Below are 23,499 nucleotides of genomic sequence, written 5' to 3'. Positions count from 1 at the left end.
GGATAATAATGGAAACGGAATTGATTTTAAGTTTGGGTGGTCTGCCGCCTCTGTCGGCCAGAGGGTGCGTACAGGAATTATTGCCGGTAGAACAAGGGAAGATGAGGCGTACCATTAATGGCGAGTTGGTGTTTGTTGGGACACCGCGTTCCAAGTATCGATCGATTATTCATTGCAGCGACAAAACAAGCCTGGCGACTGACGGATTATGCCCTGGGGCTGTTGTGCAAGTGGGGTGTATTCAACGGTTATGGCAAAAGGTTTTGCCGGATATGAATAATAACCCGATTAGGCTTGAGCGGGCGGCGGTTGAGGAATCGGTTGTGGCCATGGATGAAAGTCAGAAAATGATTTCGGTGGAGCGCCTGGGCGTTGATCAGGTTCGATTAAAGGAAAGACGTTTGCCGTGTTTTGTGAGTTATCGGCCGTGGCTGAGTATGCGGACGGTGCGGTATAGCCTGCATACGAATGAATGGGGGTTGAAGGCTGGGTGGAGGTTGGAATTAGAAGAGATCTAATTGATACCCAATGAATTTCGAAATCTGCTTTCCGAAAATTGCGGGTGCTCTCGTCCTCATGTAGCAAGTGTACACCCCATTGAAGGTGAGGGACGCTCGCCCCTTATTTTCGAATTCATATTCCGAAATTCATTGGGTATCCCCTTCGAATTTCGAAGCAGATATCTACTTAGCCCCATCAGCCCCATCAGCCCGATCGCGTTTTTCGCGGCGGGTTTCGACGACAGTGATATAGAATGTGCTGGCGATGATGAGGGCGGCCCCTAGCATGATAATTAAGGTTGGGATTTGGCCCAGGATCAGGTAACCAAAGACGGCGGCTACGATGAATTCCACATATCGGAAGGGGGCAAGACCTGAAGCCTCGGTTGCTGAGAAAGCGCGGAAGAGGCATACCTGAATCATATTGCCGCCAATGCCTAAGAGAGCTAAGAGGAACAGTTCAAATAGGGTAGGGGTTTGCCAAAAAAAGCACGCTGGGATCAATGCAAATAAGGTGGTGCCCAGGCCAAAATAGAATAGCAACGTATACGAATGTTCATCGCGAATCATGGTCTTAGCCATGATATTTAAAATCGCAAACAAGATGGCGGCGGTCATAGGGACAAAGGCAACGATTTGAAAGGCCTCGGTCCCGGGTTGCAAAATGACGGACAGGCCAAGGAAACCAACGCCTGTTGCCATCCAACGTTGCAGGTTGACTCTTTCACCCAGAATGAAAAAAGCAAGAATCAAGAAAAACAACGGTTCCACGAACATGATGGTTGTGTTTTCAGCCAAGGGCATGATGTTTACGGAATAACAACACAAGCCCAAAGCGCAAGCCCCAATAACAGCGCGCCAGACATGCATCATGGGTTGTTCTGTTTTGAATAGCTGAGTTCCTCTTGAGAGCATCAAGGGTAAGACGGAGAGCATGCTAAAAAGAAATCTGAAAAACGAAATTTCGACGACGTGAAGGCGTCCGCCCAGATGATTCATGAGTAAGTCGTTGGTGACGCTGACCACGCAAATCATGATGGCCCAAAATACACCCTGGGCATAACCACGGCTGACGAACCACTTTAAAAAAGCCAAAGGGGTGGACTTTGGGGAAAAGTTTTTGGGCATGTCCAAGGAGGTGTGAATATCGTCAAGGGCGGCGGTTTTAAGATTGCTCATAAAGGGTCATTTTCGAACGAAGGGTGATCTTATGGAATTTTATAGCCTGTTCAATAAATATTGTCGAGTTAATTTTATATAAGAGTTTTTATGAAGATATACTTTGCGTGGGTCGAAAATAAGCAACCGTTACAAAATATAGAATCCTTAAAGAGGGAAGATTTAAAGATTTTTAAACTGACGATTTCCCAGAAAGAAGGGGAAGTGGCGCTGGCGAGGCTGCTGGTGCCAGCCGGTGCGCCTGTTCGGGGAAGTTGGGCAGTTATAAGTTGTGAGGATCAAAATGGAAAAGTGACGATGCTGTTCCAGGGGCAGCCATTGGGTTTTCCACGAAGCTTTAACCAAGACTTTGCTGAGATTGAATTGTCAGCCGAGCCTAAAGACGCGGCTACGCAATTGGAGGGGGTGGCGTCGACGTTGAAGGTGGCGCCCTTTTACGATGAGCTTTTTGTGGAGCCGGGCGATGATAATCCGGTCAGCGTTTTGGAGGCGCGGCCGGAGTTGTTTTGTTGGGATCGGTGCGCTGGGACGCTTGGGTTGTCAAATCTGTTTGAGGGGAGGCGGCGGCTTGATTTGAGTGAATGGGTGTTGGCCGATAGTTTGAAAATTGGTCTGGGAGATGTGCCTTTTGATGGGATTGAGGTTGAGGTGAGGGCGGAGTGGTTGCAAAGAGCGCATGGCGAATTCAACTTGTTCCCTAAAATTGCAGGCCAGTTTTCAAGCGGGCAGATCAATACGTTAACACCGAATGCGTTGGTTCGTGCGTGGCCAAAAGTTGGGGATAGGCTGGGGCCGGAGAAGAGCCGAAAGAAAAGTGGTTATCAGGTTACAAGAAGTTTTTTGGAGAAAATAAATCCCCCACGCACAGGGGCTTTGAGCCTTTATCCGACATTAAGCCCAGAATTTCCCCTGGGGCCTGATCGAAAGCCAATGCGATTGAAACGGTCATGGTTTAAGGGCGAGCTGTGGCTTGATTGGCAGTATCGTCAAAAGCGAACGGAGGTGGCGTGTTTTACATTGCATCATGATTTTCAGTTAAAGGGGCGAATTCGCCGTAGGCATAAAAAGCTAAAAATACAGCTGCAAAACGTTGAGGGGTGTTTGCCCGAGGGCAGTGCCAGTTTTTTCCAGACGAGCAGGGGGAAGCAGGCGATTGCGCATGGAATTGAAATGGCAAAGGCTTATTTGGCGGGGACGGCGCGTTGCATTGAGGTTGAGTTTCAAGTGCCGTTTGAGAGAGCACTGGATATTGGGTTGGACGATAGCGTCGTTTTGAGGGGTGGTTTTATTCCGGGTGGGGCCTTGGAGGGGAAAGTCATGGAATACCGCCTTGAGGTTAATGATCAAGAAAGGGTGGTTTTGGTGCGCCTGGGGGTGGCTGCGGGGGTGGGGCAAGGTTCGGTTTCTTGTCGGGATTATCAAGACCAGCAGCCCACGCAAGGGATTATTAATCCTGCAACCTTAACGCTTGAGACGTTTGTCAAAAATATTCAGGTGCATGGCCGTGCGGAGGATCAAATTCGGCATTTGTTGGCGTCTTTTGATACCGAGGGTGTGAGTCTTGAGGGTTTGTTGGGTGAACAGACGACAGCGGTTGATGTGGAATTGTTGGATTTGAGGACTCAAGGCAGTTTGGAACATAGGATAAAGCTTGTGTTGGAGGGGCAGTGGTCGGCCCCTCGTCAAGTCAGTCTAGGAGAAAAATTATGAGATTCCAACGACACTTAGCGCCACGACGGGCGTTGCCGCGGGGGTATTCGGCACCGTTTACTGGGGAGGAGAATTTCGACCAGGCGGTGTTTCGGTTAGGGGGCGGGCCTGTTGAGTTTGAAACCGATAAGGAGGGTTGTTTGGAACGAATTTCAGTGCAGGGGCGTTTGAGGCCAATTGTTTATGCGCCGAAAGGTCCCATACACGCGATTGTTCAAAACCAAGGGAAAGATTGTGAACCGTATGAGTTGTATAAAGCCAATAAGGCGTTGGAGCGGTATGGCAGTTTGCAGTCGTTTGAAATTCATTTTGAGAGATTTTTAACACAAGGTTTGGGTGAAGAATTTAGGCCACTTTCAAGTCTGTTGATTCGTAAAGAGTTTAAGGTGCAAGCCGAGTCGCCTTGTGTTTTAAAGCAAGAAATTCTAATGGGACAGTCGGTGATGACGCCGCCTGGCACAATGGGAAAGAAAGCCTTATGGGCGTATGGGGGATATTATCAACCGGGTTGTGGTTTGAGCGAGATTGAGCAGATTGTCTTTACGCCGATGCGTGAACACGAAAAAACGGGTTTGCATCTATCACGCCTTTCCAGTTGGCACACAAAGGACCATGACATTGTGTGGGTGAATCCGTTGGAGGAGAGGCAAAAGTTTTCGTTATTGGGGGATATTGAGCAAGGAGCAGCCACGTTTGATTGGTTTCAGGGCAGCGATGAACAGGGGAATGCGTGCTCGGTTCGTTATCAGTCGTTTGCTGTTTATCAGCGGGATCGGTTGAGTGATTTGGTGGAGATGGAGTTTTACAGGGAGGGGAAATAATGGAAACAGATCAAGATTTGGATATTTTGGCGCGGACCATTTATGGCGAGGCGAGGGGGGAATACAACAGAAAAGATGGGGGCCTGGCAAGTTTAATCGCGATTGCGAACGTTGTGATGAACAGGGTGCGACAACAAACCTGGTTTGGGAAGACGATTGGGGAGGTGTGTCAAAAGCCCTGGCAGTTTTCTTGTTGGAATGCGGGAGATCCCAATTGTCTGATTATAAGACAGCGCTACATCCATGACCCGTTGTTCTTAACCTGCCTGAACGTGGCTGAAGGGGTTGCCTGTAGGGATTGGCCAGATATCACCAAAAGGGCGGATCATTATCATAGTGTGCTGATGAAGCAACCCAAGTGGGCTGTCAATCAGGAGCCAAGAATGCGAATGGGGCAGCATTTGTTTTATCAATTGGGGAGGTAGGTATGCCGTTTCCGATTATTGCGAGTGCTTTGGGTTTAGCGCAGTTTGCCCCTGTTATTGCGAAATGGTTGGGGGGAAATCAGGCAGAACAAATGGCGGAGGAAGTTGTTCAGGTGGCGCGTCGGGTGACGGGTCAGGAAGATCCGACCCAAATGATGCAGTTGTTGCGTGAAAATTCTTTATTGGTTGCCGAGTTTCAAAAATCGATGATGGAGATTGAGGCGCGACTGGAGTTGGCGTTTTTGGAAGATCGGCAGAGTGCGCGTTTGAGGGATGTGGCGTTTATTCAAGGTGGCCATAAAAATACCCGTGCTGACATTATGGTGATTTCAGCGGCCTTTGGTTTGGTTTCGTGTTTGGGATGTTTGACACTTTACTCTGGTCATATGCCGGGGGAGGCGACGGGGATAATTTCAACGATTGCGGATATTTTTGGAGCGTGTTTGAAAGACGCCTACGCCTTTGAGTTCAGGTCGTCACGGGGCAGTAAGGAAAAAGATTCAACAGTTGCAGCAATGATTGAAAGGGGATTTACAGGATGAAAATTTACCCAGATCGACGATATGGGAGGGCTTGTTCATGTTTGAGAAGGCGTAACAAAAGTTATAGGGCTGGGGCCCGCTTCAATTGTAATTGTCGATCGCTGGCTAATATCTGCAAGGCATTTTTGTTGGCGATGGTGAAGGAATCAAAATGATTTTGTTGAGATTTTTATCACACATTTTTATCACAGTTTGAAAGTAAGGGACCTGAAAAAATATTTCAGTGTTGAGGTTTGAGTTAATATGTGAAAAAATTAGGAAAATTTAACATGAGGATTAAAAAAAATGTCCAAAATTTCAAAAATTTTTCTGGTTATAGTGAGTCTGTTTATTTGTGAGCAAGCGGGTGCTTCGACAAAGCAGAAGATTGTTGAGGAAGCGAATAAGCGGTTTGAAGAGCTATCTAATATTATTCAGACCAAAGGGCCCGAAACTATTATTAATAGTATAAATACAGATCAGGAGAAAAATTACCAAAATTACCCAATAAAGCCTGTAGTTCTTGGCGATGCTACGAATGGAGGGCCCCTGATTTGGGTGGAAGATGGTAAAGTTATCGCTGCAAGTTCTGATAGATCAGAACTTAATAAAGATGTCTCCAAAGACACGGTCGTGCTGCAGATTGTCGAGGCCTTGAAAAACAATGCGGATGAAAAAGTTGTGGTTTCCTATGATGGCGGCAAGAAAACAGCTGTGGCATGGGGTCGGAAAGCTTTGCTGGGTAAACAATTTAATAAAGACTTACGTATGAAGTTTTTCTGCTACGTAACGTTTGATAATCCAGGTACTTAAAAAGGTTTTAAATTGGCGTTAGTTGAGATTACTGAAAAGACCCATCCTGTTATCTTGGATTTAAGGTATGGATCGGAAAATAATTTTACGGGGCAGCAGATTTATGATCAATCGATCTGTCTGCTGCATCCGCAAGCATTGCCCTTGTTCGAGAAAGCAGTGGATCTAGCGGCACAGCAAAATTTGAGATTTAAAATTTTTGATGCGTTTCGTCCCCAAAAAGCTCAAGAGAAATTGTGGAAAATTTTTCCGGATTCGCCTTATGTGGCTGATCCTAAGAAGGGGTCTAACCACACCAGAGGGGTGGCCATTGACTTAACGTTAGTTGATGGAGTCGGCCAAGAGCTGGATATGGGAACGCCCTTTGACGATTTTACGACACAGTCGCACCATGCGGGGGATTGCTCGCCGCAGGTGAATGCTAATCGATATAAATTGTTGGGGATTATGCTGACGGCAGGCTGGGATTTATATCAGTTTGAGTGGTGGCATTATCAATTGCCTGAGGCAAAAGCTTTTCCGTTAATTGAAAAGAGCTATGGGATGATGGCCCCGTAGACACAGTTTGGCAATAAAATGATTTAAGAATAAAAAATTAATGTTTTATTAAGCAAAATTCATATAAAATTACTCATAGGTCATCTCATGTTATTTTGAGAGACGATTAACAAGCCTATTCAAATTAAGGGAGTTACCTCGGCTATGAAAAAATTGTTTATACCAACTGCTTTGTCTCTTTTGCTTGCTACTGCTTTGGTAGCTGAAGACGCGAAGAAGCCAGACGCTGCTGCAAGTGCACCAGCTGCACCAGCAAAGACTGAAGCAGCGCCTGCTGCTCCTAAGGCAGATGCAAAGGCTGCTGAGGCGGCGCATCCTGCTGCTGCACACCCAGCAGCAACGCCTGCTAAAAAAAGTGGCGCACACCACCGCCACCACAGCAATGTAAATGTTAAAGTTGCGAATGAACTGACTGATAAGTTGAATAAAATGACTTGCCCATGTCCGGCAACACCAGTCGCAGCGGCACATGCTCATGCACCAGTGATGAACGCGCCAGCGGCATAAATTACATTCCTTTTAAGAAATCAAAAGCTCGGATAAAAAGGTCTGGGCTTTTTTTTTGTGAATAATCTATGAAATCTATTGCAAGCATGAGCTCTTTTAATTACAAATAGAGATTGTTAGTGCGCCCGTAGCTCAATTGGATAGAGCGTCAGACTACGGATCTGAAGGTTAGGAGTTCGACTCTTCTCGGGCGCGCCATTTTCCCACTAAGCGTATAGTCTTTTTCTTTCAGAAAAGGCAGCTGACAGTGTTCCATCATCCAGGTAATCTAATTCTCCGCCCATGGGGACCCCTTGAGCTAAGCTTGATAGCTTAACGGCATATGATTGAAGATGATTGGCCAAATAATGAACAGTGGTTTGCCCATCGACTGTTGAATTTAGTGCCAGGATGATTTCCTGTATTTGTCCATTTTCTAAACGTTTTAAAAGAGGTTGGATGGTAAGTTGTTGAGGGCCAATGTTATCAAGGGCTGATAAAAGCCCTCCTAAAACATGATATCTGCCTTTGAAAATTTGTGAACGTTCAATAGCCCATAGGTCTGCGACATCGGCGACGATGCATAGGCTGTGGTCATCACGTTTGGTATCTTGACAAAGGTGACAGGGGTTGCTGGTGTCAAGATTGAAGCATTGTTGGCAGGTCGTGATGGTTTGATCAGCGGTTTGCAGGGCTTCGATCAAGGGCTTTAAGAGTGCCTCTCGTTTTTTTAAAAGGTGCAAGGCTACGCGACGCCCCGAGCGCGGACCTAAGCCAGGTAGTCGGCTGAGTAGTTGGATCATCTGTTGAATTTCAGGGCTGTTCATTTTTTTAGCAGTAATTTGAGTCGGTAAATCGTGACAATCTTAGGGAAACGTGGCTGCTTTTCCAACCATTAATTCCTTGAAATTTTAGCCTTTTATTAATAAAGAAATTAAATTAAAATTAATTAAAATATTAAATTATTGAGTTTCGATCGTGATAAATTTTCTAACAACGGCTGGGGCCAATTTAAATCCCTATGGTCTTGAGATTATGTCAAACAAGGGGAAGCCTTTAGATGTGGTCATGGCATGTGCGCTTAGTATGGTGTGTCTGCTTTTTGTGCACTGGTTGGTGCCAAGGCTTAGAAGAGTTAACGCCTTGAACGATGCCATTTTAAATTCGATTGGCGGAGGGCTGGCCCTGGGGTACGTTTTTTTACATGCTATCCCTGGGTTTATTGGTAACTTGGCCTTGGTGAAGCAACAAGTGACCACAAATTTCATGCAAGATGAGAAGAACCTGCTGTTTGTTGTTTTCTTGTTTGTGATTTTGGGATTTTGCGTTTGGTATGCCCTGGAAAAGTTGGCCCACGATCACAGTAAAAAAGGTGAAGAAGCGGGGGGATTTGTGTATGTGAGTCATGTGCTGATTATGATGTATGTGGGATTCCTAACGACTTTGATTATGCCGGTTTTGGCCCGAGAAAGTTTATATGGGATGATTTTGTTCACCGTGATTATGGCTTTTCATTTTGTTTTGGAGGATCATTCTTTAAGTTATCATTTTCCAAAGCGGTTTAAATATTCTGGTCGATATTTGATTATGCTGGGTGTTTTGGCCGGGTGGTTGTTTAGTTTTTATGTAACGACGCCTGTTCACCTGATTATGACAACGTTTATGGGTGCCTTTTTGGCGGGTGGCTTGATTTTAACAACAGCAAAAACGGAATTTTCTTTGCTGGAGGGCCGGTCCCATTTCCCGACATTTCTTGCCAGTCTTACGTTCAAAAGCCTTATAGTTTTTATTATGTTGCTTTTGGAAAATATTGGATAATTTTTTTATGATGTTAAAGCGCGATAATGAATTAGAACTGTTTTTAGAGAGTAATCGAGGTCACGAGTTTATAGGTGTCTTGGTTCTTTTAAATGCGGTGCTTTGGGGCATACAGACTTTTTCTTGGGCCCAGCATCCTGATATTGTCAGCCTTTTACACCATTTTGACAGTGTTTTTCTGGGCGTTTTTCTGGTTGAGTTGGTCGTCAGAATTTATGCCAGCGGATGGCGATCCTTCGAGAAAGGCTGGAATTTATTTGATGCCTTTGTTATCTTAATTGCATTGGTGCCATCGACAGGGCCATTGTCAATTTTGCGGACATTGCGCCTTTTGCGGGTTGAACGATTAATTTCGTTATTTCCAAGGATGCCATGGCGATTGCACTGAAAATTAGTTTAGTATTCTAAAAATTATTTCCTAATTTTTTATTCGGCTTTTCTGCTGTTCTATCCGTTGTTATTATTCTTTTTTCTCAATAAAGAAAAAGGAAACAGGGATGCAGTTATCAGATACTTTCCTCAAACATTTTGAACCTCTTGCCGATCCTCGTATTGATAACCACAACAAGCTTCACAAATTGCACGATATCTTGGTAATAACAATATTGGCCACAATTTGTGGCGCTGATAACTGGGTTGATATTAGTGAATTTGGCAAAGCCAAATACGATTGGTTATCAACATTTCTCGAGCTGCCTAATGGTGTGCCATCTCATGATACTTTTGGCCGTGTGTTTTCCATACTTGACCCAGAGCAATTTGAATCCTGCTTTTATGCATGGATCAAGTCACTCTCTATCGATGTTAATTCTGAGATTATTGCTATTGATGGAAAAACGCTACGGGGTTCTGGCAACAGAAGAAAAGAGAAAAAAGCCCTACACATTGTAAGTGCCTGGGCAAGCAATCAAAGTCTTCTTTTAGGGCAAGTTAAAACGGATGAAAAATCCAATGAAATTACAGCCATTCCAAAATTACTCAAGATGATTGATGTTACTGGTAGTACAGTCACCATTGACGCCATGGGTTGTCAGCAGTCAATTGCTGAAGAGATCTTAATTCAAGGTGCAGACTACGTATTAGCTCTAAAAGATAATCAACCGAAGCTTCATGAAATGGTCAAGGCAATTTTCCATATAGGAGAATCACGTCAGTACAAGAAGATGCTTAATCGACGGAAAGTAGAGAAGATCCATGATCATGGTCGCATAGAAACACGTCGCTATACATTAGTATCAGCACGCGATCCGGCAGTATTTCAACTTCGTTGGCCTGGGTTAAAGGGTGTTGGCATGCTTGAAACAACACGCACAACTAATAATCAGGTTGAGCGTAGTACCCGCTACTTTCTAACAAGTTTAGCCTATGAAAATATTGATCAGTTTATGGTTGCTGTCAGAAAACACTGGAACATAGAAATTAACCTGCACTGGTCTTTGGATGTAGGTTTTAGGGAAGACCATAACCAGGTGCATGTTGGCCACGCGGCCAAGAATTTGGCTGTCATGAGACGTATTGCTTTGAATCTACTCAAGCAAGAAAAAACGAATAAACGAGGGGTGAGCTGTCGACGGAAGGTAGCAGGCTGGGACAACAAATACTTATTGAAAATTCTAACCGCTGACCACAATTTAAAGCGCGTTTGAGCGGATTGACTGATATAAACGGTAAGTCTTTTAAAGGGGAGGATAGTGTCTAAAAATAAAAAAAACAGGAAGTAGATCTCTCAAAACCTACAAAATCAAATCAATCTACAAAAGTTTGGGAAATAGCAGAAACCGTAATTTTAAAAACTAGGCTGAGGAGATGTCAGTGCAATCGCCATGCCAAGGATGCGCGTTATTGTGGCATCTGTTTCCAGGGCTTTGCCTGGCATTTTGAGCGTAGCGGTTATATTGCTGTTGTCGTTCTATGTGGCGTCAATCATTGCATACAACTTGTTTTCTAGCGATGCTGAATATTTTGGCACACTGGGGGGCACCATGTTTACCCTGTTCCAGTTGATGTTAGCGGATGATTGGGGAAATATCCTGCGTACTTTATCGAAGACGTATCCCCATTGTTATTTATTCTTTGTTCCGTTTATGGTTTTGGTGACGTTTACCGTATTGAACTTGTTTTTTGGTTTGATAGTCAATTCCATGCAACAGGCGGCCGAGGCGGAAAATAAATCGTTGGAAGGCCCGGATGAGGAGGATGAAAGTTCCCTGCGTGATGAGATTCGAGGATTAAAAGAGCAGTTAGAAGAAATCAAAAAAATAATTAGTCGTTGAATTTATTGTCTTTATTCACTATATAAAAAGCACTAAAACTTTTTTATTTGGTGCGCGATGAAAAACATAATTAAATGCCTTTTGGCTATGAAGTTCCTCTTGGCTGTCGTGCATGCGTCCGATGCGGGAGATTTGAGCGACGGAGTGACAAGTAGTGCTAGCTGCTCTTCCAGTAGTTCAAGCAGCTCCTCTAGTAGTTCCAGTTCTGCACCAGCACCGTTTCTTTTTAATGGCAAAAGTCTTGAAGACACGGAATTATCTTTTAATAAGATTCAGGCCATTATGGAGGGTAGAAAGGGTTATAATGAAACGCTGCGTGTTTTCATGTTACGGGACGATCTTTCTCCTGAGGTGAAGCTGGAAACCTATTGCCATCTTTTGGGAACAGGTCATAAAGAAGGCAAAATTGTATTGGAAGACGAGATTGCTAAAATTCAACATGATTTAGATGTTTATGTTAGACTTCAAAAACGATATACAAAGCCAATTGGTCTTTGTATTTCTTTGATGAAAACACGAAAATCGGTTGGTTCATTCGATCTAGAAGCTTTTTTAGATCAGTTCTATTCGAATGTTTATTTGGATTATTTAAAAGAAAAAGAACTCTATGAAAAGTATAGGGGAAAATTAAAGGCTAATAAGAAGGCAAATTCTCATACGAAGCTGCGCGCCATAATACGGAGCCAAGAAAATAGAGAGTATTTTTATGTCAAAGAAATTTTAGATTTGACGAAACCTTTTGTAGATGAAGCAACAACTATCGGGCTTGAACGACATGGAATTCTTACCGAGGATGGGATGAACCTGAGTTATTCAGGGGATACGCTGAATAATTACTACAGAGAATTCAAAAACGACGGTTTCAAAATATTGGGTCTGAGTGATAGTTCTTCTGCTGAAGATATGGCTTCCTTAGTGGAGCGCATGAGTCGTGATCCACAAATAATTTGTGTGCGTATGTCTTTTATGGCAGGAATGAGGGCTTTTGGTGAAATAATGAAACTTGCAGACAAGAACGGTGTCGAAAAAGAGATTGCGAAACTGTTAAAAGTGTTCGTAAAAAGCTGTTTATGGATAGAACAAGCTAAGAAAAAGTATGAAGCCGAACAAAAGGCAATGAAGAAGGATGCTTCATCCTCATCCTCATCCTCATCCTCATCTTCGAGTACAAGTGCATGTGCTAGTTCTGGACAACAGTCTGAATCTGTGGCTTCTTCTGAATCTGACGAAGAGGAGGAAGAAATTTCATCATCATCTTCGAGTTCTTCATCTTCCTCTTTTTCTAGAAAAATAACGGAAAAAGATAAGCGGAGAGAAGAACAAGCTCTTATGGAAGCTATAGGTTGCAGTAGTTCGGCAAGTTCAATCTCTGGTATTCAACGGGTCAAAAAGGATGTTTTGGCGTTTAAAGAAGTTGCCGAAGACAATGAACGCAAAAAGAAAGTTGACTACAATGACCTTAAAACGATTATTGAAAGGATGGGGGGGACGATTCGTGCATTTGGGAAGACGACGGGATCTCACCGTCGGATTAATATTCCACATGTTGAGACTGGAAAACTTGTTATAGGTGGGACTTATGAGCCACACGAAAAAGGATATCCTCTTTGGTTGGATTTAGCGATGGATGCCATTAATCGGGCTGTAGCTTAGTTACACAAGTAGTGGCGCTTTTAGAAAACTCCTTTTAAGCTGGAACCATGAAACGATTTTTTAAAAAAATTTCACGATCAAAGCTTGGTCAAAACATTTTAAGTTTTTTAGGCTATGTTTACATTCAACTGGTTTATCGCACCAGTCGTTGGGACTATAAAAATCGACACATTATTGAGGAGTATCTAAAGGCTGGAAAGCCCTTTATGGTGTGCTTTTGGCATGGGCGTTTGATGATGATGCCCCTTGCTTGGCAATGGGATCGGCCGTTTAAAGTGTTGGTATCGGAACATGGTGATGGGACATTTATTGGCAAGGTTGTGCGATATTTCAAGGTTGGTTGGGTGGCGGGTTCAACGACGCGGGGGGGGGCTAAGGCATCCTTGGCATTGATTCAGTTATTACGGGGTGGGACCATTATTGGTATTACACCTGATGGCCCGCGGGGGCCTGCCTGTAAGGTATCGCGAGGGACGGCGGTTTTGGCTAGATGGACGCAGGCTGACTTGATCCCAGTGACCTTTTCTGCGCGCAACCGGCGGCATTTAAAAACGTGGGATCGTTTTCTGCTGCCCCTTCCTTTTACTAGGGGTGTTTTTGCAATTGGTGCCCCTATTCCTTATGCGAAAGAGGGCGAGGATTCGCATACGATTACGGCTTTGGAAGAGGCTTTGAATGTCTTAAACGCAGAGGCTGATGAATGGGTCAGATCTGTAAGTGACGATTGAACCGTGTTCACGCTTTCTTAATTTTTTTACCTAATAATATTATTGGATGCGCATCTGTTTTTGGTAATTATTTTTATGGGGTTAAATAAAATGGTTCAAATTTTGAATTTTAATTCAAAACTTAAAGCGTTGGCAGTATTAATTTTACTGACTATTTACAGTCAAAGCAGTTTTGCGTCTTCAGCTGCTGACGTTTCTTCTGACTTGGATCAAAGCAAATCGGCGCATCCTTCTCAAAGGAAATATAAACTCATTCGTGATAGTGAAACGCATCATGCAAGCCGTGATTTTATGAGAGGGCATCCTGTGGCAGCACATGGTCACGCACTTTTGGCTAAGTTTGGAAAAACCCACCCGGCGGCTTTACCGAAGGCGCACGATATAAGGTTGAGTTTGGCGAAGACAATTGATGCGGCCAATGCGCTTTTTCCCGTTTATGACCAGGGTAACTTAGGGTCCGGTGCGGCAAACGCATCGGCGGCCGCTTTGCAGTTCAAGGGGCTTCAAGAAAAATTTGATAAAGCCACGCCTTCGCGTCTGTTCATTTATTACAATGAAAGAGCCAATGATTCAACTTTGGATGTTACCCAAGATTCTGGGGCGTCTATTGCGGACAGTTTGGCAGCGATCACAAGATTCGGAGCATGCCCTGAAAGTGAATGGAAGTACAGTGATGATACAACCTCATCAAACCCTCTTTTTACTCAAAAACCATCAGCTAAGTGTTATGCAGATGCGCTGAAAGACGCGGATACTGACAGCACAGCAACGGCGGGTATTCCGCAAAATTCAAATACTTTGCATTTGTTTAAAACCATTTTAAACCACAACAATCCGATTCTTTTGGGTCTAAATCTTTATGAATCCTTTAAATCTGACGATGTGGCTCAGTCGGGAATGGTTCCAATGCCTAATACGACTTCGGAACAACTTAAGGGTGGCCATGCTTTGATGGTGACGGGTTATAACGATGCTACTCAAAGAATTACGATACGAAATTCATGGGGCTCTTCATGGGGGGATAAAGGTTACTGTTATGTGCCTTATGATTATATAACGAATGCAGATTTAGCATCTGATTTCTGGTTTGTATCAAAGGTTGGGGCTAAGAAAGCTGCAAGCGCTTCAAGTTCTTCCCACCAATAAAACCTAAGGAAATTTGGAATGAGAGCATCTTGAAATGGATGCTCTCTTGTCTATCTACTCGTAATTTTGTTTTATAAACGTGTTCAACAGTCGCACACCAAAAGCCGTGGCGCCCTTGCCGGTTAAAGGGTGGTCTTTTTTGAGCCATGCGACGCTAGCAATATCCAAGTGGGCCCAGGGGACATTGTTCACGAAACGCTGCAAAAATTGTGCTGCCGTTGTGCTGCCGGCACCGCGACCGGATCCGACGTTTTTCATGTCTGCAATTTCGGAATCAATATCACGGTCATAGGCCTCGCCCATGGGGAGTCGCCATAATTGCTCCTGCACCGTTTTTCCTGCTTTGGTCAGTTTTTCAGAGAGCTCATCATTGTTAGAAAACAACCCGGCATATTCTTCGCCCAATGCCACTTTAATGGCCCCTGTCAGGGTGGCCAAGTTGATCATAGCTTTAGGTTTAAATCTGTCTTGGGTGTACCATAGAGCATCCGCCAAAACCAAGCGCCCTTCGGCGTCCGTATTCACAACCTCGATCGTTTGACCGGACATGGAGGTTACCACATCAGCTGGCCGTTGGGCGGATCCTGATGGCATATTTTCAACCATGCCCATGATGCCAACAACGTTCACCTTTGCTTGGCGTGTGGCCAACGCCTTCATCATGCCCAAAACAACGCCCGATCCCGCCATGTCGTATTTCATGTCTTCCATGCCGTTCGATGGCTTGATGGAAATTCCGCCGCTGTCAAAGGTGACGCCCTTGCCAACAATGGCCACGGGTGCTTCGTCTTTTGGGCCATTCAGCCACTGCAACACAATAAGCTTTGATTCCCGGATGCTGCCTTGCCCTACGCCCAATAAAGCGCCCATGCCCAACTTTTCCATATCTTTTTCGCCTAAAACCTCAACCTTAATGCCTAAGGTTTCTAGCTCCAGGGCTTTTTGGGCCATGGTTTCCGGGTACAAAACGTTCGGGGGCTCTGAGACAACGTGGCGCGTCAAAGCGACCCCTTCACTGATGGCGGAGAGGTCTGAAAATAATTTTTCAGCATCATGGGGATGCTGGGTAACAAACGTGAACTCGTCTAAACAAGGCGTATCTTTTTTCTGAGTTTTGTAGAGGTCGAATTTCCAATGTCTTATTTGCGCCCCTGCTGCCATATGGGCGGCACCGTCTCCGGCTTTTCCAAAACTGTCCAGGTGTATGTCAACGACAATTCTTTTGGCTTGGCTTTTCTCTAGAGTGGAAATGGCTTTCGCACCGACCTCTTGCAAAACTTGTTCTGTCACTTTTTCGGCCTTGCCCAAACCGATGACTAAAACTTGCCCAGCCTTCATGTCGGCTGGAGTGACCAAAGACAGCGTTTCTGCTTTTTTGCCCTTAAAGGCGGTCGTTTTGAGGGCATGTCTTACAAAATCTAAATTTATGAGGTTGGAGGGAGAGGCCAAATCAGCCTCCTCAAACATGCCTATAACCAAGCAGTCTTGTTGGGTTAAGTTAACTGTGGATGAGAAAGAAATTTTCATAGCATCTATTTTAAGTTATGGAGAAGTTAAGTTTACTATAAGGGTAGGCAGCAAATGTGTCCACGAGGAACGCATACATGATCCGAAAGGCTCCTGCTTTATTAAGGAATAATTTCCGTATTTTAAGCGCCATAAAATTCTGTATTCTCATACCAAATTGAGATAGACTGTTGGTTCGATTAATCGTTTAAATTTTACCTATTAGATCTTTTAGCCCTATGAAGACCATTAAAATTTTTGTCGTTCTTGCTGCCCTTATTGCGATTGGTGTGGGGTATAGGGTCTTCTTCGGATCGTCTTCAGAACACCTTACATCAGCGACGCCTGAGTTGCCGATTGTTGCCATTACACAGATTATTGAGCATCAGTCACTTGATCAAGAACGGGAAGGTCTTATCGAGGCCCTTGCTGATGCGGGGTATAAAGATGGGCAAAACATTAAAATCATGTATCAAAATGCCCAAGGAAACTTAGGCATATCCGCACAAATTGTAACACAGCTTTTATGTCAAAAACCAAAAGTGATGGTGGCAATTTCAACCCCCTCTGCGCAGGCAGCGCTGGCTCCTTGTTTGGGCCAAAAAGTTCCTTTGGTGTTTACTGCCGTGACAGACCCTGTGGGTGCGAAATTGGTTAAGGATTTAACAAATAAGACTGATGCGGTGACGGGGGTAAGTGATGCTTTGCCTGTTGCCTCACAAATTGAACTGATGAAACAATTGGTGCCTGGCATAAAAACGATTGGTGTGGTTTATAACCCCGGTGAAAGCAATTCCATGAAAATGGTTCAAGTCCTCAAAGAGGCTTTGGCGTTAGAAAACATTACCCTTATGGAAGCCACGGCCAGTAAGACAGCTGATGTCAGTGCCGCCGTGACGAGCCTTGTTGATAAGGTCCAGGCCCTTTATATTCCCAACGACAACACGGCCGTTTCTGGCATGAAAAGTATTGCATTGATTGCGGAACGTCACAAAATCCCCTTATTTGCGGGCGATGTGGGTTCTGTGGCGGCGGGGGCTTTGGCGACAAAAGGCTATGATCGTCGTGAACTTGGTAAAAAAGTCGCCGAGTATGTTGTGAAGATTTTACAAGGGGGCGATGCAGCCACCTTGCCTGTTTTAACAAATCATCCCCTGCACGTATTCGTAAACAAGCAAACGGCTGTTCGTATTGGGATAAGTTTCCCTGAAACATGGCTTAAAGAGGCTATTGTTGTCGGGGAAGAGGTTAGGGGATAAGCATATGAATTTGTTTCAGTTTGTAGGGACCGTCGAACTGGGTCTTATTTACAGCTTGGTAGCGGTGGGGGTTTTCTTATCGTTTAAAACGTTGAATTTTCCAGATATGACCGTGGATGGAAGCTTCCCTTTGGGGGCCGCGGTTTGTGCGTCGTTGATTACCCATGGCGTTCATCCAGGTCTGGCTACCCTTAGCGCCATTTTGGCTGGGTCGTTAGCTGGATGGGTGACGGCCTGGTTGTCAACGCATTTGCGAATTTTGAACTTGTTGGCCAGTATTTTAACGATGACGGCATTATATTCCCTTAACTTAAGAATTATGGGCAAGCCCAATATCGCGTTGTTGGGCGAAAAAACAATCTTCACTGAGTGGTTTGGGAACGCAAGTTTTTTGGGTTCTGTTTATCTTATGCCGCTGATGGTTATTGCCGTTATTTTGATGATGGGGGTTTATTGTTTCTTAAACACTCGCCTGGGTTTGGCGATGCGGGCAACCGGTAATAATCCACGCATGAGCCGGGCTCAAGGTATTAATGATAATAAAATGATTTGGCTAGGTCTTAGTTTGTCGAACGCTTTGGTGGCCCTGGCAGGGGCTTTGTTCGCCCAAGTTCATGGATTTGCTGATGTATCACTTGGTGTAGGGACAATCATTATTGGTTTGGCTGCGGTGATTATTGGTCAGGCGGTTTTGCCAACGCGGACAATTTTCCAGGCTCTTGGCGCGTGTGTTTTGGGGGCAATTTTGTATCGCTTGGTCATTGCCACTGCTTTAAATGTGGGCGACATTGGGTTGCAGGCTTCCGACTTAAACCTGGTAACGGCGGTATTGGTGGCTTTGGCTATGCTGTTGCCATCGTTGACGCAACGCATTAAAGCCCTTTCTTGATCCTCAGTTGGTGTAAAAATGATCACATTAAATAATATTCATGTAACTTTTGCCCCAGGTGCCATCACGGAAAAGAAGGCGTTACAAGGGGTCAATTTAAGAATTCAAGAAGGCGAATTCGTCACTGTTATTGGCAGTAATGGTGCCGGAAAATCAACGTTCTTAAATGCAATTGCGGGTGAGGTTTTACCATCCCAAGGGTCGATTTGTGTTGACGATAAGGATGTTAGTAAATTGCCCACTCATGCCCGTGCTGACTTGGTTGCCCGGGTTTTTCAAGATCCGTTGGCGGGGACGTGTGCTGATTTGACCATTGCTGAAAACATGGCCTTGGCTTTGCAGCGGGGGAAACGACGGGGTTTGTCGTGGGCCTTAAAGCACAATACCCGTGATCTTTTTTACCAGACACTTAAAAAGCTTGATTTAGGTTTAGAGGATCGTTTGGACACATTGATGTCTTTGCTGTCAGGGGGGCAGCGTCAGGCCGTCAGCTTACTGATGGCAACATTAAGCCCTTTGAAGATTTTATTGTTGGACGAGCACACCTCGGCCTTAGACCCAAAGACAGGGGCTTACGTGATGGAGCTGAGTCAGAAAATCATCACCGAAAAACAATTAACGGCCTTGATGGTCACCCATAGCCTTCATCAGGCTTTGCACTATGGCACGCGTACTATTATGTTGCACGAAGGCAAAATTATTTACGATGTGTCTGGGCCTGAACGGGCCAGTTTGACGGCACAGGATCTGTTAAAGCAGTTTGGACGTTCCATCGACGATGATCGATTGCTGCTGCAAGGGGGCTAATACTATACTGATGCTATTGCTTTTTTCTTGACGGCAAGTCCAATTAACTTAAAAAAGTTGATTAAAATTTAACCCATCAATTTATTTTGAAACTTAAAAATTTTTTATATTGAAATGTATATATAAAAACGCATATTGTGCGATTAAAGTGTAAGTTATCTTTAAGTTTTTTTAGGCCAAGCATTCTGCTGCTCAAAATCACCACTTAGAGGCTTGCAGCGCAGGTTCAATAATAAAATCACACTCAACTATTCTGAAAGTTTTGTATGCGTTATTTTCTAATATATTTTTTATTAATATTAGTTCCTAATTTAAACGCTGTTGAATATATCTTTGAAAAAGATCAAAGGCGTATTTTGGCATTCGGGTCTTCTGGCCAGAAAGTAACCCCAGTTATTGAAGGATTGACAAAGGACATCAGCGACAAGTTAGCAGACCCTGAGGCAATTGATTACAGTAGGGCTGCAAACACTAAAGAAAAAGAAATCATTTTTAAAGCCATCATAGGCAGTGTGGTTATTGACGATCCTCGAGACTTGCCGAAACTTTCAACAATTGACCATTCAAATAAGCATTTTCTTGCTCACTACCGTGCTCTAAAAGCTGTAGAAAGCATTGCATGGGCCTTGTGGTACAGAGCTTCTTGGAAATATGACTCTGATTGCCAATTGTTAGAGACTACATTAAAAAAAATAAACGATCAGGAGGGGATCAATTATAATTTTCTTCTAACCCCTCATTTCATGGGGTGGTTTTATGAAACGGTGTCGTCCTATCGACCCAGAGTGCTGCCTGTTGAGAAAGCTAAAACTTTATCTCAAAATAATCTACTTCACCAAAGAAATTCGAGCATTCGTCAAAATTCAACTAACCAAGCTAATGGTTTCCATTATGAAAAATTCTCTGATGACCTGTTTATGGTAGCCGAAAAGCTATCCACAAAAAATTTTAAGACTTGGGATGAATTTGAGAAGAAGCAAAAGCCTAAAAGAGAAGAGCAAAAGAAAGAAATAGATGAAGATTTTTTTAGAGACTTGGGGATGGGATTCCAGGCTTTTCGGAATACCCTTAAAATGTTCGATACGTTATTAGAAACAGATAAAACTTCATTAGAGGTATGGATTATGTACGCCTATATTCCGCGCCTTGGTGCATGGCGATTGCACTGACATCTCCTCAGCCTAGTTTTTAAAATTACGGTTTCTGCTATTTCCCAAACTTTTGTAGATTGATTTGATTTTGTAGGTTTTGAGAGATCTACTTCCTGTTTTTTTTATTTTTAGACACTATCCTCCCCTTTAAAAGACTTACCGTTTATATCAGTCAATCCGCTCAAACGCGCTTTAAATTGTGGTCAGCGGTTAGAATTTTCAATAAGTATTTGTTGTCCCAGCCTGCTACCTTCCGTCGACAGCTCACCCCTCGTTTATTCGTTTTTTCTTGCTTGAGTAGATTCAAAGCAATACGTCTCATGACAGCCAAATTCTTGGCCGCGTGGCCAACATGCACCTGGTTATGGTCTTCCCTAAAACCTACATCCAAAGACCAGTGCAGGTTAATTTCTATGTTCCAGTGTTTTCTGACAGCAACCATAAACTGATCAATATTTTCATAGGCTAAACTTGTTAGAAAGTAGCGGGTACTACGCTCAACCTGATTATTAGTTGTGCGTGTTGTTTCAAGCATGCCAACACCCTTTAACCCAGGCCAACGAAGTTGAAATACTGCCGGATCGCGTGCTGATACTAATGTATAGCGACGTGTTTCTATGCGACCATGATCATGGATCTTCTCTACTTTCCGTCGATTAAGCATCTTCTTGTACTGACGTGATTCTCCTATATGGAAAATTGCCTTGACCATTTCATGAAGCTTCGGTTGATTATCTTTTAGAGCTAATACGTAGTCTGCACCTTGAATTAAGATCTCTTCAGCAATTGACTGCTGACAACCCATGGCGTCAATGGTGACTGTACTACCAGTAACATCAATCATCTTGAGTAATTTTGGAATGGCTGTAATTTCATTGGATTTTTCATCCGTTTTAACTTGCCCTAAAAGAAGACTTTGATTGCTTGCCCAGGCACTTACAATGTGTAGGGCTTTTTTCTCTTTTCTTCTGTTGCCAGAACCCCGTAGCGTTTTTCCATCAATAGCAATAATCTCAGAATTAACATCGATAGAGAGTGACTTGATCCATGCATAAAAGCAGGATTCAAATTGCTCTGGGTCAAGTATGGAAAACACACGGCCAAAAGTATCATGAGATGGCACACCATTAGGCAGCTCGAGAAATGTTGATAACCAATCGTATTTGGCTTTGCCAAATTCACTAATATCAACCCAGTTATCAGCGCCACAAATTGTGGCCAATATTGTTATTACCAAGATATCGTGCAATTTGTGAAGCTTGTTGTGGTTATCAATACGAGGATCGGCAAGAGGTTCAAAATGTTTGAGGAAAGTATCTGATAACTGCATCCCTGTTTCCTTTTTCTTTATTGAGAAAAAAGAATAATAACAACGGATAGAACAGCAGAAAAGCCGAATAAAAAATTAGGAAATAATTTTTAGAATACTAAACTAATTTTCAGTGCAATCGCCATGCGCCTTGGTGAAACACCTACTCCCTTTGATTTAGGAAAGATAGATAACCTTGAAATGAGCATGACGGTTTTAACAAGTCCCGGTTGTAACATGAGTGTTCATATGGGTATTGAGCGAAATATTTTTCACATAGCCAACAAAAACACATTACCGACTCATGAAAAACTTGCCCTCAAATTGCATCGTTTTGCAGCTAAAACAACGCAAAATGTAAATCCAATCGTTCAGTACTTTACCACTAAACCAACTTTTATGATGAAGCGTATTTTGAAAAAACAGTTACCAAATGATTCTTATGTTTTAGGCGAGGAGGATTTTAAGAGGCTTCTAAAAGAGGAACCACAAAAATTTAAAAATTTATCGCACAATGAATTAATAAACCAACCTCTTCCAAGGATTACGGTTGATATAGGCAGGTTATAACCTTAAGAATGATTTTGCTTGGTAACAGGCGCCAATTCGTCACATATGGCCGGTCTGCCGCGTCCATATATGCCGTATTCAGTTGTCGCGGGTATCAGCAATGCTGCCCGGCACAGTACCCCGATGACCAGGCCCACTGAAAATTATAGCCGCCAAGCCATCCGGTAACGTCGACTACTTCGCCTATGAAAAATAATTGGGGGACCTTTGTGCTCATCAATGTTTTTGATGACAATTCATCTGTATCGATTCCGCCGACGGTAACTTCAGCCTTTTGATACCCTTCGCTGCCATCAATGGTCACTTTAAACTGGTGAAAAGAGTCTGCGATTTCGAATAAACGGTTGTTTTTAAGTTCGGTGATGCGGACCCCATAATCTGGGGTTGCCATTGTCTCGACAAGACGATTGGGGAAGTGATTTTTCAAGAAATTGCCAACAGTTTGTTTGCTGTTTCGATTGAGTTTAAATTCATCTTTCAAATCAATGTCTGGCAGCAAGTTCAAGGTTATTTCCTCTTTAGAAAATTTCTGCATATAGGACGAGATTTGCAAAATGGCGGGTCCACTTAAACCCCGATGAGTAAATAAAATATTTTCGCGAAAGTGTACGTCGTGATATGAGGCGATTGCATCAACAGAAATGCCACTTAAACTTGTGAACATATGAAGGGTCGAGGGTGGAACTTTTAGGGGCACCAGGGCAGGTTGTGTCGCCAAAACTTTAAGGCCAAATTGTCGGGCAATTTTATAGCCAAAATCTGTGGCACCTATTGGGGGAATTGATAGGCCGCCGGTGGCAATAATAACTGATTCGGCTGAAAGAATGCCATCAGAGGTGCTGATCTTAAAGTGGTCACCTTTGGCAATATTTGTGACGGCGCAGTTAAGACGAACGTCAACTTGACCCTTTTGGCATTCACTGAGCAACATGTTAATAATCTGCTTGGACGATCCATCACAAAACAATTGGCCCAAGGTCTTTTCGTGATAGGCAATATTATATGATTCAACAAGCTTTATAAAATCGTGCTGCGTATAGCTTGCCAAGGCCGATTTCGCGAAATGCGGATTGCGACTGATATAGTTTTTAGGACTTGCAAAAAGGTTGGTGAAGTTGCTTCGACCCCCACCAGAAATGCGGATTTTTTCGCCAATTTTGTTTGTGTGCTCAATCAATATAACGCGTCGCCCACGTTTTGCGGCGGTGGCGGCTGCCATAAGACCAGCGGCGCCTGCGCCAATAACGATGACGTCGCATATATTCATTTCAAATCATTTCCCTGGTGTTTCTGTTTGATCTTTTTCCCATAAACAGCGGCTTAAAAGCCTTAAATAGAATGACTATTCGGGACTTTCTCGTCTTGTTTCTGGAAAAA

25 protein-coding genes and 1 tRNA gene are annotated in these 23,499 nt (G+C 43.7%); 21 read left to right on the top strand and 5 right to left on the bottom strand.

What is annotated here, in order from left to right:
- Positions 1-8 precede the first annotated feature (8 nt).
- Positions 9-518 (top strand): hypothetical protein, encoded by a 510-nt coding sequence (locus EQU50_RS03005; protein WP_130153670.1) that lies wholly within the window; start codon positions 9-11, stop codon positions 516-518.
- A 165-nt stretch (positions 519-683) separates the two neighbouring features.
- Here the strand turns inward: EQU50_RS03005 and EQU50_RS03000 are convergent, their stop codons facing one another.
- Entirely contained in the window at positions 684-1,679 is a 996-nt protein-coding gene (locus EQU50_RS03000; protein WP_130153669.1) for a DMT family transporter, read from the bottom strand.
- A gap of 90 nt (positions 1,680-1,769) precedes the next feature.
- Between EQU50_RS03000 and EQU50_RS02995 the strand changes: the two genes are divergently transcribed.
- The 8 genes from EQU50_RS02995 to EQU50_RS02960 all read left to right on the top strand — a co-directional run bounded on the left by EQU50_RS02995 (position 1,770) and on the right by EQU50_RS02960 (position 7,232).
- Positions 1,770-3,389, top strand: coding sequence for a hypothetical protein (locus tag EQU50_RS02995; RefSeq protein WP_130153668.1), 1,620 nt, complete (start codon positions 1,770-1,772; stop codon positions 3,387-3,389).
- The gene (locus EQU50_RS02990) at positions 3,386-4,210 is read left to right on the top strand and encodes a hypothetical protein (protein ID WP_130153667.1); all 825 of its coding nucleotides are present in this window, start codon (positions 3,386-3,388) and stop codon (positions 4,208-4,210) included. Before EQU50_RS02995 ends, EQU50_RS02990 begins: the two co-directional genes overlap by 4 nt.
- A complete protein-coding gene (locus EQU50_RS02985; RefSeq protein ID WP_130153666.1) occupies positions 4,210-4,635 on the top strand; it encodes a cell wall hydrolase in 426 nt (141 codons plus the stop codon). The genes EQU50_RS02990 and EQU50_RS02985 overlap by 1 nt, the downstream gene beginning before the upstream one ends.
- 2 nt (positions 4,636-4,637) lie before the next feature.
- The gene (locus EQU50_RS02980) at positions 4,638-5,177 is read left to right on the top strand and encodes a hypothetical protein (RefSeq protein WP_130153665.1); all 540 of its coding nucleotides are present in this window, start codon (positions 4,638-4,640) and stop codon (positions 5,175-5,177) included.
- 285 nt (positions 5,178-5,462) lie between these two features.
- Positions 5,463-5,969, top strand: a complete 507-nt coding sequence (locus EQU50_RS02975; protein WP_130153664.1) for a hypothetical protein — start codon at positions 5,463-5,465, stop codon at positions 5,967-5,969.
- Positions 5,970-5,981: 12 nt separating this feature from the next.
- The gene (gene ddpX / locus EQU50_RS02970) at positions 5,982-6,527 is read left to right on the top strand and encodes a D-alanyl-D-alanine dipeptidase (protein ID WP_130153663.1); all 546 of its coding nucleotides are present in this window, start codon (positions 5,982-5,984) and stop codon (positions 6,525-6,527) included.
- A 144-nt stretch (positions 6,528-6,671) separates the two neighbouring features.
- Positions 6,672-7,034 (top strand): hypothetical protein, encoded by a 363-nt coding sequence (locus tag EQU50_RS08345; protein WP_165380314.1) that lies wholly within the window; start codon positions 6,672-6,674, stop codon positions 7,032-7,034.
- 121 nt (positions 7,035-7,155) lie between these two features.
- Positions 7,156-7,232, top strand: a tRNA-Arg gene (locus EQU50_RS02960).
- 8 nt (positions 7,233-7,240) lie between these two features.
- Here EQU50_RS02960 and recR read toward each other — a convergent pair.
- Positions 7,241-7,840: a recombination mediator RecR gene (gene recR / locus EQU50_RS02955; RefSeq protein WP_130153662.1), complete on the bottom strand. Its 600-nt coding sequence runs from the start codon at positions 7,838-7,840 to the stop codon at positions 7,241-7,243.
- Positions 7,841-7,991: 151 nt separating this feature from the next.
- Between recR and EQU50_RS02950 the strand changes: the two genes are divergently transcribed.
- From EQU50_RS02950 to EQU50_RS02920, 7 genes are all read left to right on the top strand, one after another.
- Positions 7,992-8,831, top strand: coding sequence for a hypothetical protein (locus EQU50_RS02950; RefSeq protein ID WP_130153661.1), 840 nt, complete (start codon positions 7,992-7,994; stop codon positions 8,829-8,831).
- A gap of 7 nt (positions 8,832-8,838) precedes the next feature.
- Positions 8,839-9,219: an ion transporter gene (locus EQU50_RS02945; protein ID WP_130153660.1), complete on the top strand. Its 381-nt coding sequence runs from the start codon at positions 8,839-8,841 to the stop codon at positions 9,217-9,219.
- Positions 9,220-9,328: 109 nt separating this feature from the next.
- Positions 9,329-10,477, top strand: a complete 1,149-nt coding sequence (locus tag EQU50_RS02940; protein ID WP_130153184.1) for an ISAs1 family transposase — start codon at positions 9,329-9,331, stop codon at positions 10,475-10,477.
- 177 nt (positions 10,478-10,654) lie between these two features.
- Positions 10,655-11,104: an ion transporter gene (locus EQU50_RS02935; RefSeq protein ID WP_130153659.1), complete on the top strand. Its 450-nt coding sequence runs from the start codon at positions 10,655-10,657 to the stop codon at positions 11,102-11,104.
- Positions 11,105-11,161: 57 nt separating this feature from the next.
- Positions 11,162-12,757 carry a hypothetical protein gene (locus EQU50_RS02930; RefSeq protein ID WP_130153658.1) on the top strand — a complete coding sequence of 532 codons (1,596 nt, stop codon included), beginning with the start codon at positions 11,162-11,164 and terminating at the stop codon, positions 12,755-12,757.
- 47 nt (positions 12,758-12,804) lie between these two features.
- Positions 12,805-13,485, top strand: coding sequence for a lysophospholipid acyltransferase family protein (locus tag EQU50_RS02925; protein WP_130153657.1), 681 nt, complete (start codon positions 12,805-12,807; stop codon positions 13,483-13,485).
- Between the two features lie 75 nt (positions 13,486-13,560).
- Positions 13,561-14,631 carry a C1 family peptidase gene (locus tag EQU50_RS02920; protein ID WP_130153656.1) on the top strand — a complete coding sequence of 357 codons (1,071 nt, stop codon included), beginning with the start codon at positions 13,561-13,563 and terminating at the stop codon, positions 14,629-14,631.
- Between the two features lie 54 nt (positions 14,632-14,685).
- Here the strand turns inward: EQU50_RS02920 and EQU50_RS02915 are convergent, their stop codons facing one another.
- Entirely contained in the window at positions 14,686-16,158 is a 1,473-nt protein-coding gene (locus EQU50_RS02915; RefSeq protein ID WP_130153655.1) for a leucyl aminopeptidase, read from the bottom strand.
- A 218-nt stretch (positions 16,159-16,376) separates the two neighbouring features.
- Here EQU50_RS02915 and EQU50_RS02910 point away from each other — a divergent pair, with 218 nt between their 5' ends.
- The 4 genes from EQU50_RS02910 to EQU50_RS02895 all read left to right on the top strand — a co-directional run bounded on the left by EQU50_RS02910 (position 16,377) and on the right by EQU50_RS02895 (position 20,261).
- Positions 16,377-17,396 carry an ABC transporter substrate-binding protein gene (locus tag EQU50_RS02910; protein WP_130153654.1) on the top strand — a complete coding sequence of 340 codons (1,020 nt, stop codon included), beginning with the start codon at positions 16,377-16,379 and terminating at the stop codon, positions 17,394-17,396.
- Between the two features lie 4 nt (positions 17,397-17,400).
- Positions 17,401-18,285, top strand: a complete 885-nt coding sequence (locus EQU50_RS02905; protein ID WP_130153653.1) for an ABC transporter permease — start codon at positions 17,401-17,403, stop codon at positions 18,283-18,285.
- 18 nt (positions 18,286-18,303) lie between these two features.
- Positions 18,304-19,092, top strand: coding sequence for an ABC transporter ATP-binding protein (locus EQU50_RS02900; protein WP_130153652.1), 789 nt, complete (start codon positions 18,304-18,306; stop codon positions 19,090-19,092).
- 266 nt (positions 19,093-19,358) lie between these two features.
- Positions 19,359-20,261 (top strand): hypothetical protein, encoded by a 903-nt coding sequence (locus EQU50_RS02895; RefSeq protein ID WP_130153651.1) that lies wholly within the window; start codon positions 19,359-19,361, stop codon positions 20,259-20,261.
- Positions 20,262-20,424: 163 nt separating this feature from the next.
- Here the strand turns inward: EQU50_RS02895 and EQU50_RS02890 are convergent, their stop codons facing one another.
- Positions 20,425-21,573, bottom strand: a complete 1,149-nt coding sequence (locus tag EQU50_RS02890) for an ISAs1 family transposase (protein WP_130153184.1) — start codon at positions 21,571-21,573, stop codon at positions 20,425-20,427.
- A gap of 123 nt (positions 21,574-21,696) precedes the next feature.
- Here EQU50_RS02890 and EQU50_RS02885 point away from each other — a divergent pair, with 123 nt between their 5' ends.
- Positions 21,697-22,122, top strand: a complete 426-nt coding sequence (locus EQU50_RS02885; RefSeq protein ID WP_130153650.1) for a hypothetical protein — start codon at positions 21,697-21,699, stop codon at positions 22,120-22,122.
- A gap of 94 nt (positions 22,123-22,216) precedes the next feature.
- Here the strand turns inward: EQU50_RS02885 and EQU50_RS02880 are convergent, their stop codons facing one another.
- A complete protein-coding gene (locus EQU50_RS02880; RefSeq protein WP_130153649.1) occupies positions 22,217-23,389 on the bottom strand; it encodes a BaiN/RdsA family NAD(P)/FAD-dependent oxidoreductase in 1,173 nt (390 codons plus the stop codon).
- Positions 23,390-23,499: the final 110 nt, after the last annotated feature.

Source organism: Candidatus Finniella inopinata, assembly GCF_004210305.1.
GTDB lineage: Bacteria > Pseudomonadota > Alphaproteobacteria > Paracaedibacterales > CAIULA01 > Finniella > Finniella inopinata_A.
Note: the sequence above shows the minus strand (reverse complement) of the source record. Positions and strands in the feature narration are given on the sequence as shown.